The 16841-nt window shown below is 44.8% G+C and carries 14 protein-coding genes and 2 tRNA genes; 8 read left to right on the top strand and 8 right to left on the bottom strand.

What is annotated here, in order from left to right; genetic code table 11:
- Positions 1–239 precede the first annotated feature (239 nt).
- The 3 genes from B5J94_RS10540 to B5J94_RS10550 all read right to left on the bottom strand — a co-directional run bounded on the left by B5J94_RS10540 (position 240) and on the right by B5J94_RS10550 (position 6235).
- Positions 240–1901: an ESPR domain-containing protein gene (locus B5J94_RS10540; RefSeq protein ID WP_062499963.1), complete on the bottom strand. Its 1662-nt coding sequence runs from the start codon at positions 1899–1901 to the stop codon at positions 240–242.
- Positions 1902–2153: 252 nt separating this feature from the next.
- Positions 2154–3143 (bottom strand): peptidylprolyl isomerase, encoded by a 990-nt coding sequence (locus B5J94_RS10545; protein ID WP_062499961.1) that lies wholly within the window; start codon positions 3141–3143, stop codon positions 2154–2156.
- A gap of 86 nt (positions 3144–3229) precedes the next feature.
- Positions 3230–6235: an LPS-assembly protein LptD gene (locus tag B5J94_RS10550; protein WP_062499959.1), complete on the bottom strand. Its 3006-nt coding sequence runs from the start codon at positions 6233–6235 to the stop codon at positions 3230–3232.
- Between the two features lie 376 nt (positions 6236–6611).
- Here B5J94_RS10550 and B5J94_RS10555 point away from each other — a divergent pair, with 376 nt between their 5' ends.
- The 4 genes from B5J94_RS10555 (at position 6612) to B5J94_RS10570 (ending at position 9105) form a co-directional block, all read left to right on the top strand.
- Positions 6612–7634, top strand: a complete 1023-nt coding sequence (locus B5J94_RS10555) for an aminoglycoside phosphotransferase family protein (protein ID WP_062499957.1) — start codon at positions 6612–6614, stop codon at positions 7632–7634.
- A gap of 151 nt (positions 7635–7785) precedes the next feature.
- Positions 7786–8499: a nucleotidyltransferase family protein gene (locus tag B5J94_RS10560; protein WP_062499955.1), complete on the top strand. Its 714-nt coding sequence runs from the start codon at positions 7786–7788 to the stop codon at positions 8497–8499.
- A 414-nt stretch (positions 8500–8913) separates the two neighbouring features.
- A tRNA-Val gene (locus tag B5J94_RS10565) sits at positions 8914–8989 on the top strand.
- 39 nt (positions 8990–9028) lie between these two features.
- Positions 9029–9105, top strand: a tRNA-Asp gene (locus B5J94_RS10570).
- A gap of 204 nt (positions 9106–9309) precedes the next feature.
- Here the strand turns inward: B5J94_RS10570 and B5J94_RS10575 are convergent.
- From B5J94_RS10575 to B5J94_RS10585, 3 genes are read right to left on the bottom strand one after another with little or no spacing between them, the layout of a single operon-like run.
- Positions 9310–10278 carry a LysR family transcriptional regulator gene (locus B5J94_RS10575; protein ID WP_062500281.1) on the bottom strand — a complete coding sequence of 323 codons (969 nt, stop codon included), beginning with the start codon at positions 10276–10278 and terminating at the stop codon, positions 9310–9312.
- A gap of 22 nt (positions 10279–10300) precedes the next feature.
- A complete protein-coding gene (locus B5J94_RS10580) occupies positions 10301–10618 on the bottom strand; it encodes a hypothetical protein (protein ID WP_062500279.1) in 318 nt (105 codons plus the stop codon).
- A gap of 42 nt (positions 10619–10660) precedes the next feature.
- Positions 10661–11152: a L,D-transpeptidase gene (locus B5J94_RS10585; RefSeq protein ID WP_062500277.1), complete on the bottom strand. Its 492-nt coding sequence runs from the start codon at positions 11150–11152 to the stop codon at positions 10661–10663.
- Between the two features lie 212 nt (positions 11153–11364).
- Here B5J94_RS10585 and argG point away from each other — a divergent pair, with 212 nt between their 5' ends.
- Together argG and B5J94_RS10595 are read left to right on the top strand one after the other, a co-directional pair.
- Positions 11365–12699 carry an argininosuccinate synthase gene (argG, locus tag B5J94_RS10590; RefSeq protein WP_062500275.1) on the top strand — a complete coding sequence of 445 codons (1335 nt, stop codon included), beginning with the start codon at positions 11365–11367 and terminating at the stop codon, positions 12697–12699.
- Positions 12700–12903: 204 nt separating this feature from the next.
- Complete coding sequence (locus B5J94_RS10595; RefSeq protein WP_062500273.1) at positions 12904–14280, top strand: WS/DGAT/MGAT family O-acyltransferase; 1377 nt, start codon at positions 12904–12906, stop codon at positions 14278–14280.
- 10 nt (positions 14281–14290) lie between these two features.
- Here B5J94_RS10595 and B5J94_RS10600 read toward each other — a convergent pair whose 3' ends face one another.
- Together B5J94_RS10600 and ispH are read right to left on the bottom strand one after the other, a co-directional pair.
- Complete coding sequence (locus tag B5J94_RS10600) at positions 14291–14488, bottom strand: hypothetical protein (protein ID WP_062500271.1); 198 nt, start codon at positions 14486–14488, stop codon at positions 14291–14293.
- Between the two features lie 145 nt (positions 14489–14633).
- A complete protein-coding gene (ispH, locus tag B5J94_RS10605) occupies positions 14634–15566 on the bottom strand; it encodes a 4-hydroxy-3-methylbut-2-enyl diphosphate reductase (RefSeq protein ID WP_062500269.1) in 933 nt (310 codons plus the stop codon).
- Between the two features lie 131 nt (positions 15567–15697).
- Here ispH and gmk point away from each other — a divergent pair, with 131 nt between their 5' ends.
- A complete protein-coding gene (gene gmk, locus B5J94_RS10610; protein ID WP_062500267.1) occupies positions 15698–16330 on the top strand; it encodes a guanylate kinase in 633 nt (210 codons plus the stop codon).
- Positions 16331–16416: 86 nt separating this feature from the next.
- Positions 16417–16677, top strand: coding sequence for a DNA-directed RNA polymerase subunit omega (gene rpoZ / locus B5J94_RS10615; RefSeq protein WP_062500264.1), 261 nt, complete (start codon positions 16417–16419; stop codon positions 16675–16677).
- Positions 16678–16841: the final 164 nt, after the last annotated feature.

The following is a 16841-nucleotide window of genomic DNA, read 5'->3' on the forward strand; positions in this document are numbered from 1 at the left end:
TGGCGTTGGCGTTGGCGTTGAGCCTTGCTGTGCTAATTTTAAATGTACTTTGTTGGTATCACTATAATCTGCTTCAAAATCCACAAGTGGACTATTGTCTGTAATGTTTTTGAATCGACCATTTAGAGTGCCCGCTGTCAAAACATTGTGCCAAACTGTTGATTTGTTGGTGTCCTTAATAAAGTCTTGGGTTAGGGCTTTTAGGTTGCCATTGTCAATGTCAGCAGTGCCCGTAACAATTACTTTGCCATAACGGTCATCTTTATAATTTTGCTGTCTTCATTGTAGTCTGAAATGCCGATAACCAGATTTTCGCCAGCCATCTTAAGATTGCCATCTATTTTGAGTGTGCCATCAATGGCTCCGATGTCGCCTGTGAATTTTTTGGAGTTTTCAGACAAGGTTAGCATTCCTGAACCATTCATAATAAAACCACCCGAAACAAACTCGTTTTGTTCATCTATAGTAACTGCAACGGTTTGTCCTACATCTCCTGTAATGACTGCCTCGGGATTGATAATGACATTGGCGGGTGTGTCATCCCTGTGTAAGTCGCCCATTTGCACCCATAGACCTTCTTTGCCAATCTCAATTTTGTTGTTTTGATTAAATCCTGCAAACAAATTGTTTTGATCTTGAGTGAAAACCAGTCCTGCACCATTGAGGTGTATTTCTGAGCGTTGAGCATCGGGGCTTCTTTGAATTTGGTGAACTTCGAGCATGGCTGGCTGTTTGTCTGTACCTGTGATTTTGAGTACGCCTTGCCCTTGTTCACCAACGGTAATAGTGTTAATAGCTGTGCTAGTTTCTGTGTCAAGATGTAGTGTGCCGACACCTGTTTGTGATTTACCAAGTGTAATATTTTGAATTGGGTGGATTTGCCATAATTGTTTGAAGGTTAAATTGCCAACACCTTGCTCACCAACAGTGATGTCTTGTACTTCAAGATATGCATTATCTTCTATCAAAACATCGCCACGACTACCTGTTTTGGCGGCAATGGTTAGGGTGTCTGCGACAATACTACTGTCATTGTTTTTTGCGACAAGTTTGCCAGTACCTGCCCCACCCACAACGATGTCGGTTAGTCTGGCAACTGAATTATTTTGTAAGGTTAGCTCGCCCGTACCACCTTTTTCCATCCCAATTTGCAATAATTCGCCTCTAATGTAACTCCCATCTTTGGCATTAAAGGTGCCTTTGCCTGCATTGCCCACATAAATGGTCTCTGCCTGAATGTCTGCACCAACAAGGCTGACTGTGCCTGTCCCTGTTTCATTGGTATTGGCTGTGCCACCAATGTCTAGTCTATTAAATTTAATATTCTCGTTGTCTTGATTTCGCCATACCGTCAAATAGCCATTGCCTTCTTTGCCGACAATGGCGTGATGGGCGGTTAAGGTATGATTGCCAAATACGTTCACAAAACTGGCATTCTCCACAGGGTTAGTGCTGGTGGTGATGGGTTTGTCTTTCCCTATCGTTAATGTTCTAGCAACTTCTACACTGCTATTTTGTTGGGCTGGGTCATTGTTGTTGTCATCTAGAGTTAGTACGCCTGTTGATGATTTGCCAATTTTCAAATCGCCATTTAGCTTTAGATGGCTGTTTTCGTGGATAAGTGCCTCCCCATCTGCTCCTAGCATTTTGTGAATGTTCAGCGTGCCTGCTTGTACGGTTGCCCCCTTTCTTATTTCCAGGGTTCCATAGGTTAGCTCACCGTCGGTCAGGCGGATGTCCCCTTCATAGATAACCGCACCTGCATTGCTTGTTAAGATTATTCCAATCGCCAATGCCAATGTCTTGACTGACTTGGTCTTGCCACGGGCTTTGGCAAATTCTGATACACATTGATAAGTGCCTGTGGCGTGGTTAAAAACAACTCGATAAATGTGATTCATAGAATATCCTTAAGTTCCAAGAGATAGGTTATTTATTGATAAAATCAATGGTTTGAATTAATAAAAATTAACATAGAATTATACTAAAAATTTTACAATAGGAGTGGTTTTATGAAAAATTATTGATAAACGGTGTTGTTTTTGTGATTGATGGGTAGTTTTTGATGGGAATCGAGTTGTTTGGAAAAGCAGAATGCTAAAAGCGGATGATAAAAAAGACGACCATTAAGCCGTCTTTTGATATTTGTAAAATTATTCAAAAATCTTAATATAAGCCCCAGCTTTTAGTTCATCCACCCAGTCTTCTTCGGCTTGGGGAGCTTGACGGCTAAACAGTATCTCACGAGCTTTGTCTTTGCGTGCTTCATTACTCATGTCTCGCTGGCGAGTGTTCTCCACTTTTAGGATGTGCCAGCCAAACTGCGTGCGAAACGGGGTGGAAAAATCACCAGCGACAGTATTTTTCATCGTCGCTTCAAATTCTTTGACCATCTGCCCGTCAGTGACCCAGCCTAGGCGACCGTTTTGGGTGGCAGAGCCTGTGTCATCAGAATAGGTGGCTGCCATCGCCCCAAAGTCCGCTCCTTTTTGTAGTTCGCTGTATAGGGCGTTGATTTTTTGTTGTGCCATGGCATCACTTTGAGCATCATCAACTTTGACCAAAATATGACTGGTTTGCCATTCGGGGATAAGCACCTGTTCGGCAGGGATTTGTTGTCCTTCGGGCGAGTTTAAAAAGGCATTGACTTCCTGCTCGCTGATGTTAATGCGTGGACGGACTTGGGCTTGCCATAATGCCACTAGGCTTGCATCTTCGATGACTTGACGGCGAAGTTCGGCATAACTGCTTAACCGTTTGCCATCAAGCGAGCGTTGAAAATCTGCCAAGTTGTCAAACCCTTCTTGGTTGGCGATGGCGAGCAGTTCACGATTGACCGCATTTTCATTGGGGCTAAACCCTGCACGTTTTACCAGTCCAAGCTGTAATTTGCGCGTGATGAGTGCATCCATGGTAAGGTTTTGGACTTCGGCATTAGATAGAGCGATGCCCCTGTCACGATATTCACGAGCCATGGCTTGACTGGCTGTAATGAACTCGCTTTTTAGGATAATTTCGTCATTGACCTGTGCCAAAATACCATCGGCACTGCTTGTCACGCTAGGGGTGTTGGCGGTGGCGACCGTCGCCATGCCTAGGCTCAGGCTGATGGCAAGTAGGGATTGGATAAGGGGGTGTTTCATTGTTGTTCCTATAAAATTGTTAATAGATAAACCAAACCAGTTTAGCATTTCATCATCATCTCGTCAAATGCTATGATTTAAATAAATTAATAATCCTGTTGCCATGCTTGATTGACGGTATCATAACCCAAGACTTTATCAGACATCAGGCGGTTTAGCTTACCGCCACTGGTAATGCCATTTAGGCGAATCTCCGCCATGACAGCATTGTCCACTCCTGCTTCGGGGTTTAGGTCGTTGCGATAACGACGAGCGTAGACCGATAAGCCATAACAGCAATCTTCGTAATTGACCCCGACTAGGGCATCAAGCAGGCGGTCATTTTTATAGTCGTATTGGGCTTGGGTCATGACACGCCAGCGGTTGTTGATGGGAAAGACAGCGGAGGCGGTATAAGCCGATAGGGCAAGCTGACCTGTGGCGGGGTTGTCTTTGCGTTCGATGACGCCAAAGTTGTACAGCTGATTATCACTGGGCTGATAACGTAGCTGAGCGACGATGGCACTTAGGTCGTAGCTGGGGGTAAATGCCCCACCAGCTTCTACCCAAAAGTTATCCGTCGGCTGAGCAGAAGCTCGCCATGCCATCCCTGATGTGCTACCTGTAAAGATTTGGCTGTCATCTAAGCCCACACGAATGTCATCTAAATAAATCTGCTCGGCAATGCCTCCATCAAAGCGTGTCAGACCTGACCCATCCACATAGCGATAATGCAGAGCAGGGGTGATGGCGTGCAAGTCGCCAATGCGGGCATAGCCTAAGAACCACGAATCGGACAGTAGGCGGTCGTAGCTAATCTGCCCGATGGCGGTCTCAAAGTTGGGGATGTTGCTTTGGTCTTTGTAAGGGATGTAGGTGTATTTTAGGCGTGGCATGATGACTTGATGACCGCCCAAGCTGTCGTCATACAGTCCAAAGGGCGAACCTGCCTTTTCAAAAAACAGCCCCGTATCCAACCCAACCCTAGGAGCGAATACTGAATAAGTGCCTTCGTCTTCGGTCAGATTTTGTCCGATAAGGCTGTCTTCATCATAAGATACATGCAGATGTGTCAAGGCAAGCGATGGCGTAGCATAGCCCCATGAGCGAGTCATCGGGTAACTTGCCGAGAGTTGGTTGTACATGCGAAAGCCTGATTTTTCCGTCTCGGAGTTGTCTTTGATGGATTTTTTAAAATAGGCAGAGTTGTGAACCCCTTCTACTTTTAGGCGGTTTAGCACGTCAAATTCATTGACAAGTTTTGGCAAGCGATAATGCACCGACAACTGGGGCAGGCGTGAGTAAGGCTTGTCTTTGTCTAGGATGGTCGTGCCGTCGTTATTTTTACCATATAACGTCTGAAAGGTCTCAGCTCGCAAATCGGCACTGATGTAGTCATTGTAGTAGCTTGCCCCGATGTTGCGTGGTAGGTTAAGTGGGTTGCCTTCGATGCCAAGCGTGTCAAAGTCATTAAGATAACTGCTGTCCGAGACGTAGCGATAATGAGCGTAGGCGGACAGATGGGGGTGGCGTTTGGACTGCCAATAGTGGTCATAAAACAGGCTTTTGCGGTCTTCGTTATTGTATTTGCGGTCATTGGGCAATAAAGAACCACGTAACACGCCTGCCCCGACGTGCTGTGTCAGATAGCGAAACTCGCCCGTGAGCATGGGGTTTTTGCTACTAAACACCGTGGGCGTGATGGTGGCATCATAGTTTGGGGCAAGGTTTAGGTAATAGGGCGTGCTAATCTCAAAACTGTCCGAGCCAAACCCTGCCGTCGGTAACAAAAAGCCACTGGCACGTCTGTCATCAATGGGAAAGTTAAAATATGGCAAATAAAAGACGGGCACGTTACCGATTCTGAGTGTGCTGTTTTTTGCCACACCACGCCCTGTGTCGTTATCGATGTCAATGCTACTGGCGTCCAAATGCCATTTGCGTTCGGTTGGCGGGCAGGTGGAGAACATCACGTCCTGCATGTGGTATTGGTTATCGCCGACTTTGTTTAGGGTGTGGGCATGCCCGTGGGCGTTCATGGTGGTGCTGGCAAAGGCGACATCATGAGCGGTGGCAGTTCTGCCATCATCGGCATAGTATAAGTTATCGGCAACCCCGATAATCCCTGCACCGCTTACCTTGCTACCGCCAGTACTGGGTGGTCTGTCATCACTAAACAGCACTTGCCCTGTGGCACGCATTTGTCTTGTGCTGGGCTGATAGATGAGCTTGTCAGCGACGATTTGCTGGCCGTTTTGTTCGATGATGACATTGCCAGCAAGCTCGGCGTAGTCTTTATTGTCATAGTAGCCGTAGTCGGCTTGGGCGTAGAAAGTGTCGTTATCATCGCCATGATCCCGATAGCCCAAACTTTGGCTTAGGCTCTCTCGCTTGGGCTGTACCCACACCCCTTCACAGCGTGCCACATGTCCGCTTGTGCTTGGCTTGGCGTGATAATATTGGGCAAGTTTGGCAAGACTTTGGCTTTTTTGTGTGTTGGCATGATGGTCTTGGCTGATGTTGTCACTGCTGATAAATGTCGTGCTTTGATTGCCTTTGCTGTTTGAAATGGTTTGACTGTTATGGCTGTTATGAATGCCATGAGTATCTGATGTGACAAATGACGTGGGTTTTGGGTTGTGATTTGATTTATCGCCCTGTTTGTTGTTTGTTAATTTATTATCAAGATATGGGTTATTATCAAGATGTGGATTGCCCCGTGTGCTGTATTCAGGGCTGTATTGGGGGTCATGCGAAGTGACGGCATGATAAGACAGATGAGCAGGTTTGGGCTGAGTGATGGTGGGGGCAGAATTGGCGGTTTGGGTGTTATTGGTGCTGGCGACAAATCCCAAGCCGTCATCGGTTGAGTTAGTCTCTATCTTTGCCCCTGTGGTCGCTTGAACGGTGGCAGGCGTGGGCGTATGGCTCATCATGCTGTTGGCGTTTGGGCGTGTGATGTCATCAGATGTTACAAAACTTTGGGCGTGACTTAGGGTAGGCAATACACCAAACAACGCCATGCCGACACAGATGGTCAGTTCGTGCTTTTTGCCAAAAAAATCCTGTTTTTGTCTGCCCTGTTTGCTCTGTGTTGCCTGTCCACGTGCCATGATGTTACCTGATTGACTTAGGGTGATTTTAAATATAAAGTAAGATTGGCTATTTTACCCTATTTTTGATTTAAAATTAAATAGTTTTTATTAGGGCGTGCCTGCCTTTTGTATTTGCAATGAAAAATGCCTATTTTAAAAGCAGGGGAGTTGCACATTTTTCATGCAAAAACATCCTTTTATTTCTAAAATATTTCTAAATTTTAAATTCTGTTATAAAGTTTTAACACGCTCTATTTCTTATAAAAATGTGCCAGTAAAAAATAATACACCGAAAATGACTGGTGTAACACCCAAAAATCCGCTAAACTATGGCACCTGTTTAATCATTTAACCAAATCATTTAACTAAACCATTTTAACCATAAGGGCATACCATGACTCGCCATGATGAGATGATGAATTTTTTAAACAATCACCTAACCGCTGGTTTTACGGTAGAGAGCTTGGCAGGGGATGCCAGTTTTCGCCGTTATCATCGCATTCATTTTAAGGTGGCAAGCGAACATGATAAAGATGAAATGACGTATCTTTTGATGGATGCTCCGCCTGACAAAGAAAGTGTGACCGAATTTGTAGCGGTGGCAGGTATCATGAGTGAAGCGGTGAATGTGCCTGACATCATCGCCCAAGACATTCCTAAGGGTTTTTTATTGTTACAAGACTTTGGTGCGACTGAATTTGCTCATTTAATCAAAGATGATAAAGCAAATGTGACTCGCTATTATCAAAAAGCCTACGAGACATTAATCAAGTTACAGGATTTGGATATTGATGTTGATTTGCCAGCATATAGCGATGAGAAATTAAATGATGAGATGGATTTATTTAGCCAATGGTTCTTGCCATATATCAACGTGGCATTTACATCCGATGATGAGTTATTATGGGAGCGACTAAAAAAACAAGTCATCACTGATGTCCAAAGTCAGCCCAAAGTCATCGTTCATCGCGATTATCACAGTCGCAATCTCATGCAAGATAAAGCGTCCGATGAGCTGGGCGTGATTGATTTTCAAGATGCGGTGATTGGGGCGGATACTTATGATTTGGTGAGTCTGGTGCGAGATGCGTACATTGATGTGGATGAGACGTGGGTGAATGAGCAGATTGGGGTCTTTTATGAATTAAAAAACCCTAACATGACTTTGCATGACTTTACCAAAAATGTCAATATCATGGGCGTACAGCGACATTTAAAAGTATTGGGGATTTTCATTCGTCTGTATCAGCGAGATGGTAAAGAGCGTTATTTGCAAAACATCCCCAAAGTGATGAATGATTTGTGCCGTGAGCTAAAATGGTTAAGTGAGCAGGGCGATGATGTTTATGCCACTTTTAATGAATTCATTCAGCAAAAAATCCTACCTGCGTATACTCAGGTCTTTATATCGGTATAAATAAAATAGGATGATGATATGATAAATTGTCCTATTTTTATTTTAATGTTTGATATTTTTAATTTTAAAATTGATGGGGTTAATTTTATCAAGATAATTAATTCAAAAACCCCAATCATTATATAAAAATGATGTTTATAAAAGGCAAACCATGATAACCCAAGCCATGATTTTATCGGCAGGTAAAGGCACTAGAATGCGTCCTTTGACCCTGACCACGCCCAAGCCCCTTGTGATGGTGGCACAAAAGCCCTTGATAGTGTGGCACATCGAACGCCTAAAACAGGCAGGCATTACCGACATTACTCTAAATGTCGGTTATCTAGGCGGTGTGATTATTGACTTTTTTCAAGGTCGTGATTTTGGTGTGAATATCCACATATCTGATGAGAGTGTCCTGCCCGAACCTTTGGAGACGGCAGGGGGCATACGCTATGCACTGGCTCGTGGGAAGCTAAGAGACGAGCCGTTTTTGCTTATTAATGGCGATGTGTGGAGTGAGTTTGCGTTTGATGGGCTGGCTCATCACAGCCTTGGCGACAATCTGGCTCATCTGATGCTGACCGCCAATCCTGAGCATAACCCCACGGGCGATTTTTCTCTGGTACAGATGTCGGCAGGGGGGGCGGGCAGGGTCGGACTAAAAAGCGACGATGGCAACAACCACACCTTTGCTGGCATTAGTGTGATGTCGCCACAGATAGTGGCAGGCGTGGGCGTGGGCGAGATAGCACCACTGGCACCACTGCTACGTTCGGCGATGGTAGGGGGGCGTGTCAGTGGCGAGATACTGAGCGACAAATGGGTCGATGTCGGCACGATGGAGCGACTGCATGAAGTGGAGCGATATGTTCGGGGTGATTAGGGTGTGCTGAACATTGATAACATTTTTATTTATAAAATAAGACGAAGGTTTAACACTTTTATCAATTTTTGCATGAAAAATGGCTAAATCTTGTTTTTCATCGTCAAAAGCTCGTTTGATAGAATAACTATCAAACTTCACTTTTTCCTTGAAAAACGTGCGATTTTTCTCATTTTTCATTGCAAATACCAAAGGCAGGCACGCCCTAGTGAAAACGGATAGGAAATTTTATAAAATAATTTTTAAAAAATAATTTTATAAATTTCAATGGCTTATAAATTTTATTTAAAATTTTTACAAAAAGTGTTTGACACCCACCAAAAAATCTATATAATACGCACCACAACGAACGACATACATAACAAATAAACATGGTTTAAATTGTTTATTAAAATAGTTAAGTAAGTCAAGTTCGGGCGGTTAGCTCAGTTGGTAGAGCGTCTGCCTTACAAGCAGAGGGTCAGCGGTTCGAATCCGTTACCGCCCACCATTTTAAATCTTTTATGGTTAAAAAAGATTAGCGACCTTAGCAGCGGTAGTTCAGTTGGTTAGAATACCGGCCTGTCACGCCGGGGGTCGCGGGTTCGAGTCCCGTCCGCTGCGCCATTTTTAACTGGTTTTTCCAGTTTAATCCCCTAAGTCTCCCCTGACTTGGGGATTTTTTTGCCTTTATTTCATACACTAGGGCGTGCCTGCTTTTTGTATTTGCCATAAAAATGAGAAAAATTGCTCGTTTTCAAGGAGATATCAAAGGCGGCGTACCCTAATTTCTAAAATTCTAAAAATAATACAACAGCTTCAATGGTTGTTTTATTGACGCAGTTTGGCGTCTTCTTCTGCCATGATTTGCCGTGCCACATGAATGATAAGCTGTCTTAGCCATTTATGAGCAGGGTGGTGTTGTAGTAGGGGCGACCACGCCATTTTGAGTTCAAATTCAGGGATAAAAAACGGCGGTTCTTTGACCGCGATTTGCGGATTATTTTGGGCTTGCAGGTTTGCCACACGAGTGGGTAGCGTGGCAATCAGGTCTTTGTTGGCGGCGAGCATGGCAGGCATTTGGTAGTGGCGAGTAAAGACACTGATTTGGCGTTTTTGTCCCAGTCGCTGTAAGGCTTGGTCGATAGAACCCAGACCGCCCGATTTTTCAGGATTGACCCCAAAACCCACACCCATGCCCGTCTTAGACACCCAGACGTGCTGAGCTTTTAGGTAGTTTTTTAGGTTAAAACGGTGCAAATGGGGCGATTCTGCCGACAGCAGACAACTAAACGTATCACGCCACACCAGTACCTGATGAAAACTTTGTGGTATCTCATTAAAGCGGTTAATCGCCAAATCCACTCGCCCTTGTTCCATGTCCCGATATGACACATCAGACGGGGTCAAAAAGTCCAAAATCACGTTGGGGGCTTCACTTCGCAAGGCTTTAACAAGGCGTGGCACAAGCGTGGCTTCGGCATAGTCCGATGTCATAATCCGAAACACCCGAGATGTGCTATACGGACGAAACTCGGTGCGTGGCTCCAACAGCGTCCCCACGTCCGAGAGTATCTCACGAATGCGTGGCTGTAACTCGCTCGCTCGCTCGGTGGGGGTCATGCCTTCGGACGACCGCACGAGCAAGGGGTCATTAAACAGCGAACGTAATCTGCGTAAAATATTACTCATCGCAGGCTGAGTAATGCCAAGCTGTTCGGCGGCACGGGTAACGTTTTTTTCACGCAGTAATACGTCTAGATAAACAATCAGGTTTAAATCAACTTTTTGTAAATTCATAATTACCTTTTTCTGTTTTAATTTAATACAATTGCATGGTTTGGTTTTTGGTGATTTGTAAAACACCATCAATCGCTTGATAAGATTGTATTTGTTTATCTAAATCAGTTGCCGTGATTTTTACCGCCACGGCATTTATGTTGTCATATAAATAAACAACCTCATCGTGATGATGATTGATGTGTGTTAATAAATTGTCTTTTTTGTCTTTGTCAAAATAAATAATAAAAATATCCGACTGGGCAGTTTGTGTGATTTGTGGTTTTTTATTATCAGATTTGTGGGGAATATTCACACAAGCGGTTAATATGATAATAGGAATTAGTAATAAATATTTCATAAATTGCCTTTTTAAAAGATGAAAATATTTTTGATAAATAGGCTAAATGATTAACACTTGTGTCCCCACATCTACCACATCATATAGCCACACCACGTCATCATTTCTCATACGAATACAGCCATGCGACATCGGCACGCCCACAGGCTCGGTATCGGGCGTGCCGTGAATGTAGATATATCGGGCGTGGGTATCGCACACCGTACCGTCTGCGGTTTTGCCAAGATTATAGCCGTTTTCCACACCTTTTAACCACAAAATCCGACTCAAAATCCAGTCCCTATCAGGATTGGTTTGCCCCAATTTGTCATCATAGATCTCACCTGTAAACACTCGTCCGACAAAGACGGCATTTTTGGGGTGTTCGCCCCCGATTTTGTCATTGATGATATGTCTGCCAAGCGGGGTGCACCCTGTATTTTCAAGTTGTCCTGTGCCATTTTTGGCGGTAGAGACAGGCAGGATTTTGATGAGCTTATCACCATCAAATACGGTCAAACTTTGGGCGGTGGTGTCTATTTTTAAGGTTATCATAGGGTTGGGGCAGTCATGGCTTTATGATGATTGGGTTATCAATTTTAAAAATGTTCACTATTTTAAATTTTACTAGTTTAGCAAATTTTTAAAAATTTTTCGCCTATTTTTGTGAAAATTTGCCAAATTTTTAAAATTTTCACCCTAAGATTTGCCAAAAGTGTTATAATTTTTGGATTGCATTCTTTTATTTTATGAAAATTGGAGTTGGTATGAGTAGCACCATTTTAGAATCTTTGCCCGTGGGCGAAAAGGTAGGTATCGCATTTTCGGGCGGTTTGGATACGTCCGCCGCCATTTTGTGGATTAAGCAAAAAGGGGCAATGCCTTATGCTTATACTGCCAATCTAGGACAGCCCGATGAGTCCGACTATGATTCAATCTCTGCCAAAGCCATGCAATACGGGGCAGAGAAGGCTCGCCTTGTGGATTGCCGTACCCAGCTTGCTCGTGAAGGTATTTGTGCGATACAGTGCGGAGCGTTTCATATCACAACAGGTGGTATGCCGTATTTTAATACCACACCGCTAGGACGTGCGGTAACAGGCACGATGCTCGTAACCGCCATGAGCGACGACGGCGTGGACATTTGGGGGGATGGCTCAACCTACAAGGGTAATGACATTGAGCGTTTTTATCGCTATGGGCTACTGACCAATCCTAAGCTTAGAATTTATAAGCCTTGGCTGGACGAGACCTTCATTGATGAACTTGGCGGACGAGCGGAGATGAGCCAGTTCTTGATTGACAACGGCTTTGACTACAAAATGAGCAAAGAAAAGGCGTATTCTACCGACTCAAATATGCTTGGGGCGACACATGAAGCCAAAGATTTGGAGTTTTTGAATGCAAGCCACAAAATCGTCGAACCTATCATGGGCGTACGCTACTGGGACGAAAGCGTGGAGATTAAGCCTGAGACCGTTACGGTGGAATTTTTTGAAGGCAATCCTGTGGCATTAAATGGCGAAAAATTTGATGATCCTGTGGCTCTTATGCTAAAAGCCAACGAAATCGGCGGACGACACGGCTTGGGCATGACCGACCAGATTGAGAATCGTATCATCGAAGCCAAATCTCGTGGCATTTATGAAGCCCCTGGTATGGCACTACTGCACATCGCCTACGAACGCTTGGTTACGGGCATTCACAACGAAGACACCATTGAACAGTATCGCATTAACGGACTGCGTTTGGGTCGCCTACTCTATCAAGGTCGCTGGTTTGACAGCCAAGCTCTTATGCTCCGTGAGACCGCACAGCGTTGGGTCGCCAAAGCCATTACCGGCGAAGTGGTGCTAGAACTACGCCGTGGTAACGACTACTCTATCCTGGACACCAAGTCGCCAAATCTCACCTATGAGCCTGAACGCCTGTCTATGGAAAAAGTAGAAGATGCAAGCTTTACCGCAACCGACCGTATCGGACAGCTGACCATGCGTAATCTTGACATTTCAGACACTCGTGCCAAACTCGGCATTTATGCAGGTGCAGGGCTTTTGGGATTGTCGGGCGGTAATGCCGTGCCACAGCTTGAAAGTAAGTGATGATTGCTATTTTATAAAAACAGCATAATAAAAAGAGCGAGCCTAAGTGTTTCGCTCTTTTTTATTGAAAAAAATTTTTAAAAATAGTCATGGATTGATAAAATTTTTTACAAAAATTTGTTATACTAATTACCTTTTTTGATGTCATTAACCTGTCATTTTTATCCACTTTTAAAAACATATTTTATCAATTAAGGACAACACGTGCGTGCTTTAAATGCCATTGACCATGTATTTTTGATGCTTGAAACTCGCAAGGAGCCGATGCACGTTTCGGGTTTGTGTATTTTTGAGTTGCCTGACGGGGCGGGCGATGATTTTTTGGCAAAGTTGGTGGCAGATATTGAAGTAACTCGCACCAAGCCGAGCTTTCCTTTTAATCAAGTGCTAAGCAAGGGGCTGTTTTGGGAGAGAGATGGGGATTTTGATGTCAATCATCATTTTCGCCATGTTGCCCTACCCAAACCTGGTGGCACCAAAGAGCTGACCAACTATATCTCACGAGAGCATGGGCTGATGTTGGACAGAGCCAAGCCGTTGTGGGAATTTCATCTCATCGATGGGCTTGCCCCTGCTCATGACGGTGGCAATGCTCGCTTTGCGTTATTTTTAAAAATTCATCATGCGATGACAGATGGCATTGCCGCCATGCGACTGCTTCAAATGTCGCTCTCAGCATCCAAAACAGAGAAGATGACCGCCCCGTTTTGGTCGTTATCCACCAAATGCCGCAGTCAAATCAACACCATCTTACCCATTCACAAACCGCCCCTAAAAATCATCAAAGAACAGCTTGCCACTATCTATCCTGTGGGGCGAGAGTTGGTTAATAGTATCAAAAATCACTTCGGGGAAAAAAATCCACATTTCACCAGCACCTTTGATGCCCCCAAGTCCATCTTAAACCAAAAAATCAGCAGTTCACGCCAGCTGGCGTTCGTCTCATTTGAAAAAGGGCGATTTGCAAAGATTGCCGAGCATTTTGGGGCGACGACCAATGATGTCCTGCTTGCCATCTGTGCAGGGGCGTTGCGTGAATATCTACTTGCCCAAGATGCCTTGCCTGCCAAGCCACTCATTGCCTTTGTGCCGATATCGCTTCGCCGTGATAAAAGTGCCATGGGCAATCAGCTCTCGTTCATTCTCACCAATCTTGCCACGCACAAATCCAACCCTGCCGAGCGTCTTTTGAGCATCAAGGCAAGCGTGGATGATGGCAAACAACGATTTTCTCGCATGAATCAGGCACAGGTCATTAATTATAGCTTGCTTGCTTATGGCATGGCATTTGCCAATCTAAGCACGGGCGTGATGCCGACCCGCCAAGCCTTTAATCTCATCATCTCAAATGTACCGGGAGATAACACCCCCATGTATCTAAATGGGGCGAGACTGACGGGGATTTTCCCTGCATCGGTGCTACTAGATGGGCAAGCTTTGAACATCACGCTGACCAATTATCAAGACAAGATAGATTTTGGCATTACCGCTTGCCAAAGTGCCTTGCCACACATTGAACAGCTGACCCAATTGTTGGAGCAGGAACTGTTGGTGTTTGAAAAACTGTTACTAAAAGAGTAGAATAAAACCCTTATGCCACCTGTCGTCTGGGTGTTGCTTGTGTGATGGATGTGGTTAATTTGGTTAGGGTTTGGACAATCATGTCGTTGCTGATGGCACGTGTCTTGTCGCCATGAATGACGGTCATGATGGCAGGGCGAGTGCCATGGGTGGTGAGCGAAATGGTAGGATGATGAGCGGTGAAATCATGAGCGGTTTGGCGAGTCATGGCTGTACCTGTCTTAATTTCAATGGTGGATTACAGGTTTAGTGTAGCTCAATTAAGAAGCAGGAACAACCATTTTTCGCCATTTTGCTTGATAAATTGTAAATAGATGTTTCGTTTATGACTGGTTGATGACAAACCCTGATGATTATCGTAAGCTCTTTGGTAGAGAAAAGGTAACATTCTCTTCGATGCCCGACAGCTCGGTTGGTGTATCCGCCCCCCAGTCTTGTAGGGTGTCTAGCACTTCTTTGATGAGCACTTCGGGGGCAGACGCACCTGCGGTAACACCCACACGATCCACGCCATCAAACCACGCCCTATCCATCTGAGAAGCGTTATCAATGAGATACGCCTTTGCTCCGAGTCGTTCGGCAAGCTCTCTTAGACGGTTGGAGTTCGATGAGTTGGGTGAGCCGACCACCAGTACAATCTCACATTCTTTTGCCAAAGATTTCACCGCATCTTGGCGGTTTTGAGTGGCATAGCAAATGTCATCTTTTCTTGGAGCGTTGATTTGGGGGAATTTGTCTTTTAGGGCATCGATGACTTGAGCGGTGTCGTCCATGGATAAAGTGGTCTGCGTGACAAAGGCAAGCTCTTTGTCCGCCCCAAAATCCAAATTCGCCACGTCATCCACATCTTCGACCAGATGAATGTGACCGCCAAAACTGGTGTCAAACCGCCCCATCGTGCCTTCGACTTCGGGGTGTCCTGCGTGTCCGATGAGAATGGCGTCCATACCGCCTTTGGCAAATTTGCCAACCTCGATATGCACTTTGGTAACCAAAGGGCAAGTGGCATCAAACACAGTCAAATCTCGGCGTGTCGCTTCATCTTCGACCGCCTTGGATACGCCATGAGCGGAGAAAATCACAATCGCCCCATCAGGTACTTCGTCAAGCTCTTCGACAAACACCGCCCCACGGCGAGCCAAGTCTTCGACCACAAATTTGTTGTGGACGACTTCATGGCGGACATAGATGGGCGGATTAAAACGGCGTAAGGCTTCATTGACAATGGCAATGGCACGGTCGACACCAGCACAAAAGCCACGGGGATTGGCAAGTAGGATTTGCATGAAAAATTTCCAAATAACTCAACATCAAAACGGCTTACTTTACCATAATTTGTCGTTTTAAGATATGTTAATTTGTGTTATAATTTCTCAACATCTATCATTTATTTTGTTAAATCAAGCTGGTTGAGTCTATGAATGCACCAAACCCCACCCAAGGCACGCTTTTTATCATCACCGCCGCCTCAGGCACAGGCAAGACATCACTGGTCAAGGAGCTACTCGCCACTACCAAAAATCTCGTGGTCAGCGTCTCGCACACCACCCGTGAGCCTAGACGTGGTGAGATTGATGGCGAGCATTATTATTTTACTGACACAGATGAGTTCATCCGTTTGGTGGGGGAGAGTGAGTTTTTGGAGCATGCTGAAGTGTTTGGCAACTATTATGGCACCAGTAAGACAGCGGTCAATGATTTGCTCGGTGCGGGCATGGACGTGATTTTGGAGATTGATTGGCAAGGGGCATTACAAGTCAAAAAACTCATCCCTCAAGCGGTGATGATTTTTATCCTGCCGCCAAGCCGCGATGCCCTGCGTAGCCGTCTGATGAACCGTAACCAAGACGCCACCAAAGTCATCGAAACCAGACTGGCAGGGGCGGTGCGTGAAATGCAAGAGTATGTAAACTTTGACTATGTGGTGATTAACGATGATTTTGGTGTAGCTTTATCCGAGATAAAAGCCATCATCACTGCCTATCGCCTTGCCATTGACAAGCAAACGGTACGCCATGAAAAATTAATCAGTCAGTTATTGGTGAGTTAGGGCGTGCCAAACCTTAATTTTCCGCTTTTAAAATAGTAAAAATCTGTTATAATAGTAGATTGTTATCAATGTAAAGAGTGTGATTTATGGCACGAGTGACGATTGAAGATTGTTTGGATACGGTAGATAACCGTTTTGATTTGATTTTGGTGGCGTCAAGACGAGCACGTCAGCTTGCCACAGGGCGTGCCGACCCATTGGTGACTCCCGAAGGCGATAAGCCAACTGTGCTTGCTTTGCGTGAGATTGCCGATGGTCATGTGACCCGTGCGATTTTAGATAAGCCCGAAGAAGTGTATGTGAAAAAAGAACCGCCACCGTTTGACCCGATGGCTAACGGTTTTTAAAAAATCGTATACAACTCTAAAAACCATGCTTTTGGCATGGTTTTTTTTGTTTTGTCATTCATTAAAATTTCTGATTTTATCATAAAAATAAGTCCATAAAAATGGATAATTTTTCCTTGACAATTTAACGAAAAACTGATTAATTATACCAACCGAACCCAAAA

Origin of the sequence: Moraxella lacunata (assembly GCF_002027545.1) — a bacterium.
Taxonomy (GTDB): domain Bacteria; phylum Pseudomonadota; class Gammaproteobacteria; order Pseudomonadales; family Moraxellaceae; genus Moraxella; species Moraxella lacunata.

Bases quoted from the DNA above. Each gene is read 5' to 3' on its own strand.
- B5J94_RS10575 (WP_062500281.1), bottom strand. From the start codon at position 10,278: ATGAATTTACAAAAAGTTGATTTAAACCTGATTGTTTATCTAGACGTA.
- B5J94_RS10545 (WP_062499961.1), bottom strand. From the start codon at position 3,143: ATGAAACACCCCCTTATCCAATCCCTACTTGCCATCAGCCTGAGCCTA.
- gmk (WP_062500267.1), top strand. From the start codon at position 15,698: ATGAATGCACCAAACCCCACCCAAGGCACGCTTTTTATCATCACCGCC.
- B5J94_RS10600 (WP_062500271.1), bottom strand. From the start codon at position 14,488: ATGACTCGCCAAACCGCTCATGATTTCACCGCTCATCATCCTACCATT.
- argG (WP_062500275.1), top strand. From the start codon at position 11,365: ATGAGTAGCACCATTTTAGAATCTTTGCCCGTGGGCGAAAAGGTAGGT.
- B5J94_RS10585 (WP_062500277.1), bottom strand. From the start codon at position 11,152: ATGATAACCTTAAAAATAGACACCACCGCCCAAAGTTTGACCGTATTT.
- rpoZ (WP_062500264.1), top strand. From the start codon at position 16,417: ATGGCACGAGTGACGATTGAAGATTGTTTGGATACGGTAGATAACCGT.
- B5J94_RS10540 (WP_062499963.1), bottom strand. From the start codon at position 1,901: ATGAATCACATTTATCGAGTTGTTTTTAACCACGCCACAGGCACTTAT.
- ispH (WP_062500269.1), bottom strand. From the start codon at position 15,566: ATGCAAATCCTACTTGCCAATCCCCGTGGCTTTTGTGCTGGTGTCGAC.
- B5J94_RS10580 (WP_062500279.1), bottom strand. From the start codon at position 10,618: ATGAAATATTTATTACTAATTCCTATTATCATATTAACCGCTTGTGTG.
- B5J94_RS10550 (WP_062499959.1), bottom strand. From the start codon at position 6,235: ATGGCACGTGGACAGGCAACACAGAGCAAACAGGGCAGACAAAAACAG.
- B5J94_RS10555 (WP_062499957.1), top strand. From the start codon at position 6,612: ATGACTCGCCATGATGAGATGATGAATTTTTTAAACAATCACCTAACC.
- B5J94_RS10560 (WP_062499955.1), top strand. From the start codon at position 7,786: ATGATAACCCAAGCCATGATTTTATCGGCAGGTAAAGGCACTAGAATG.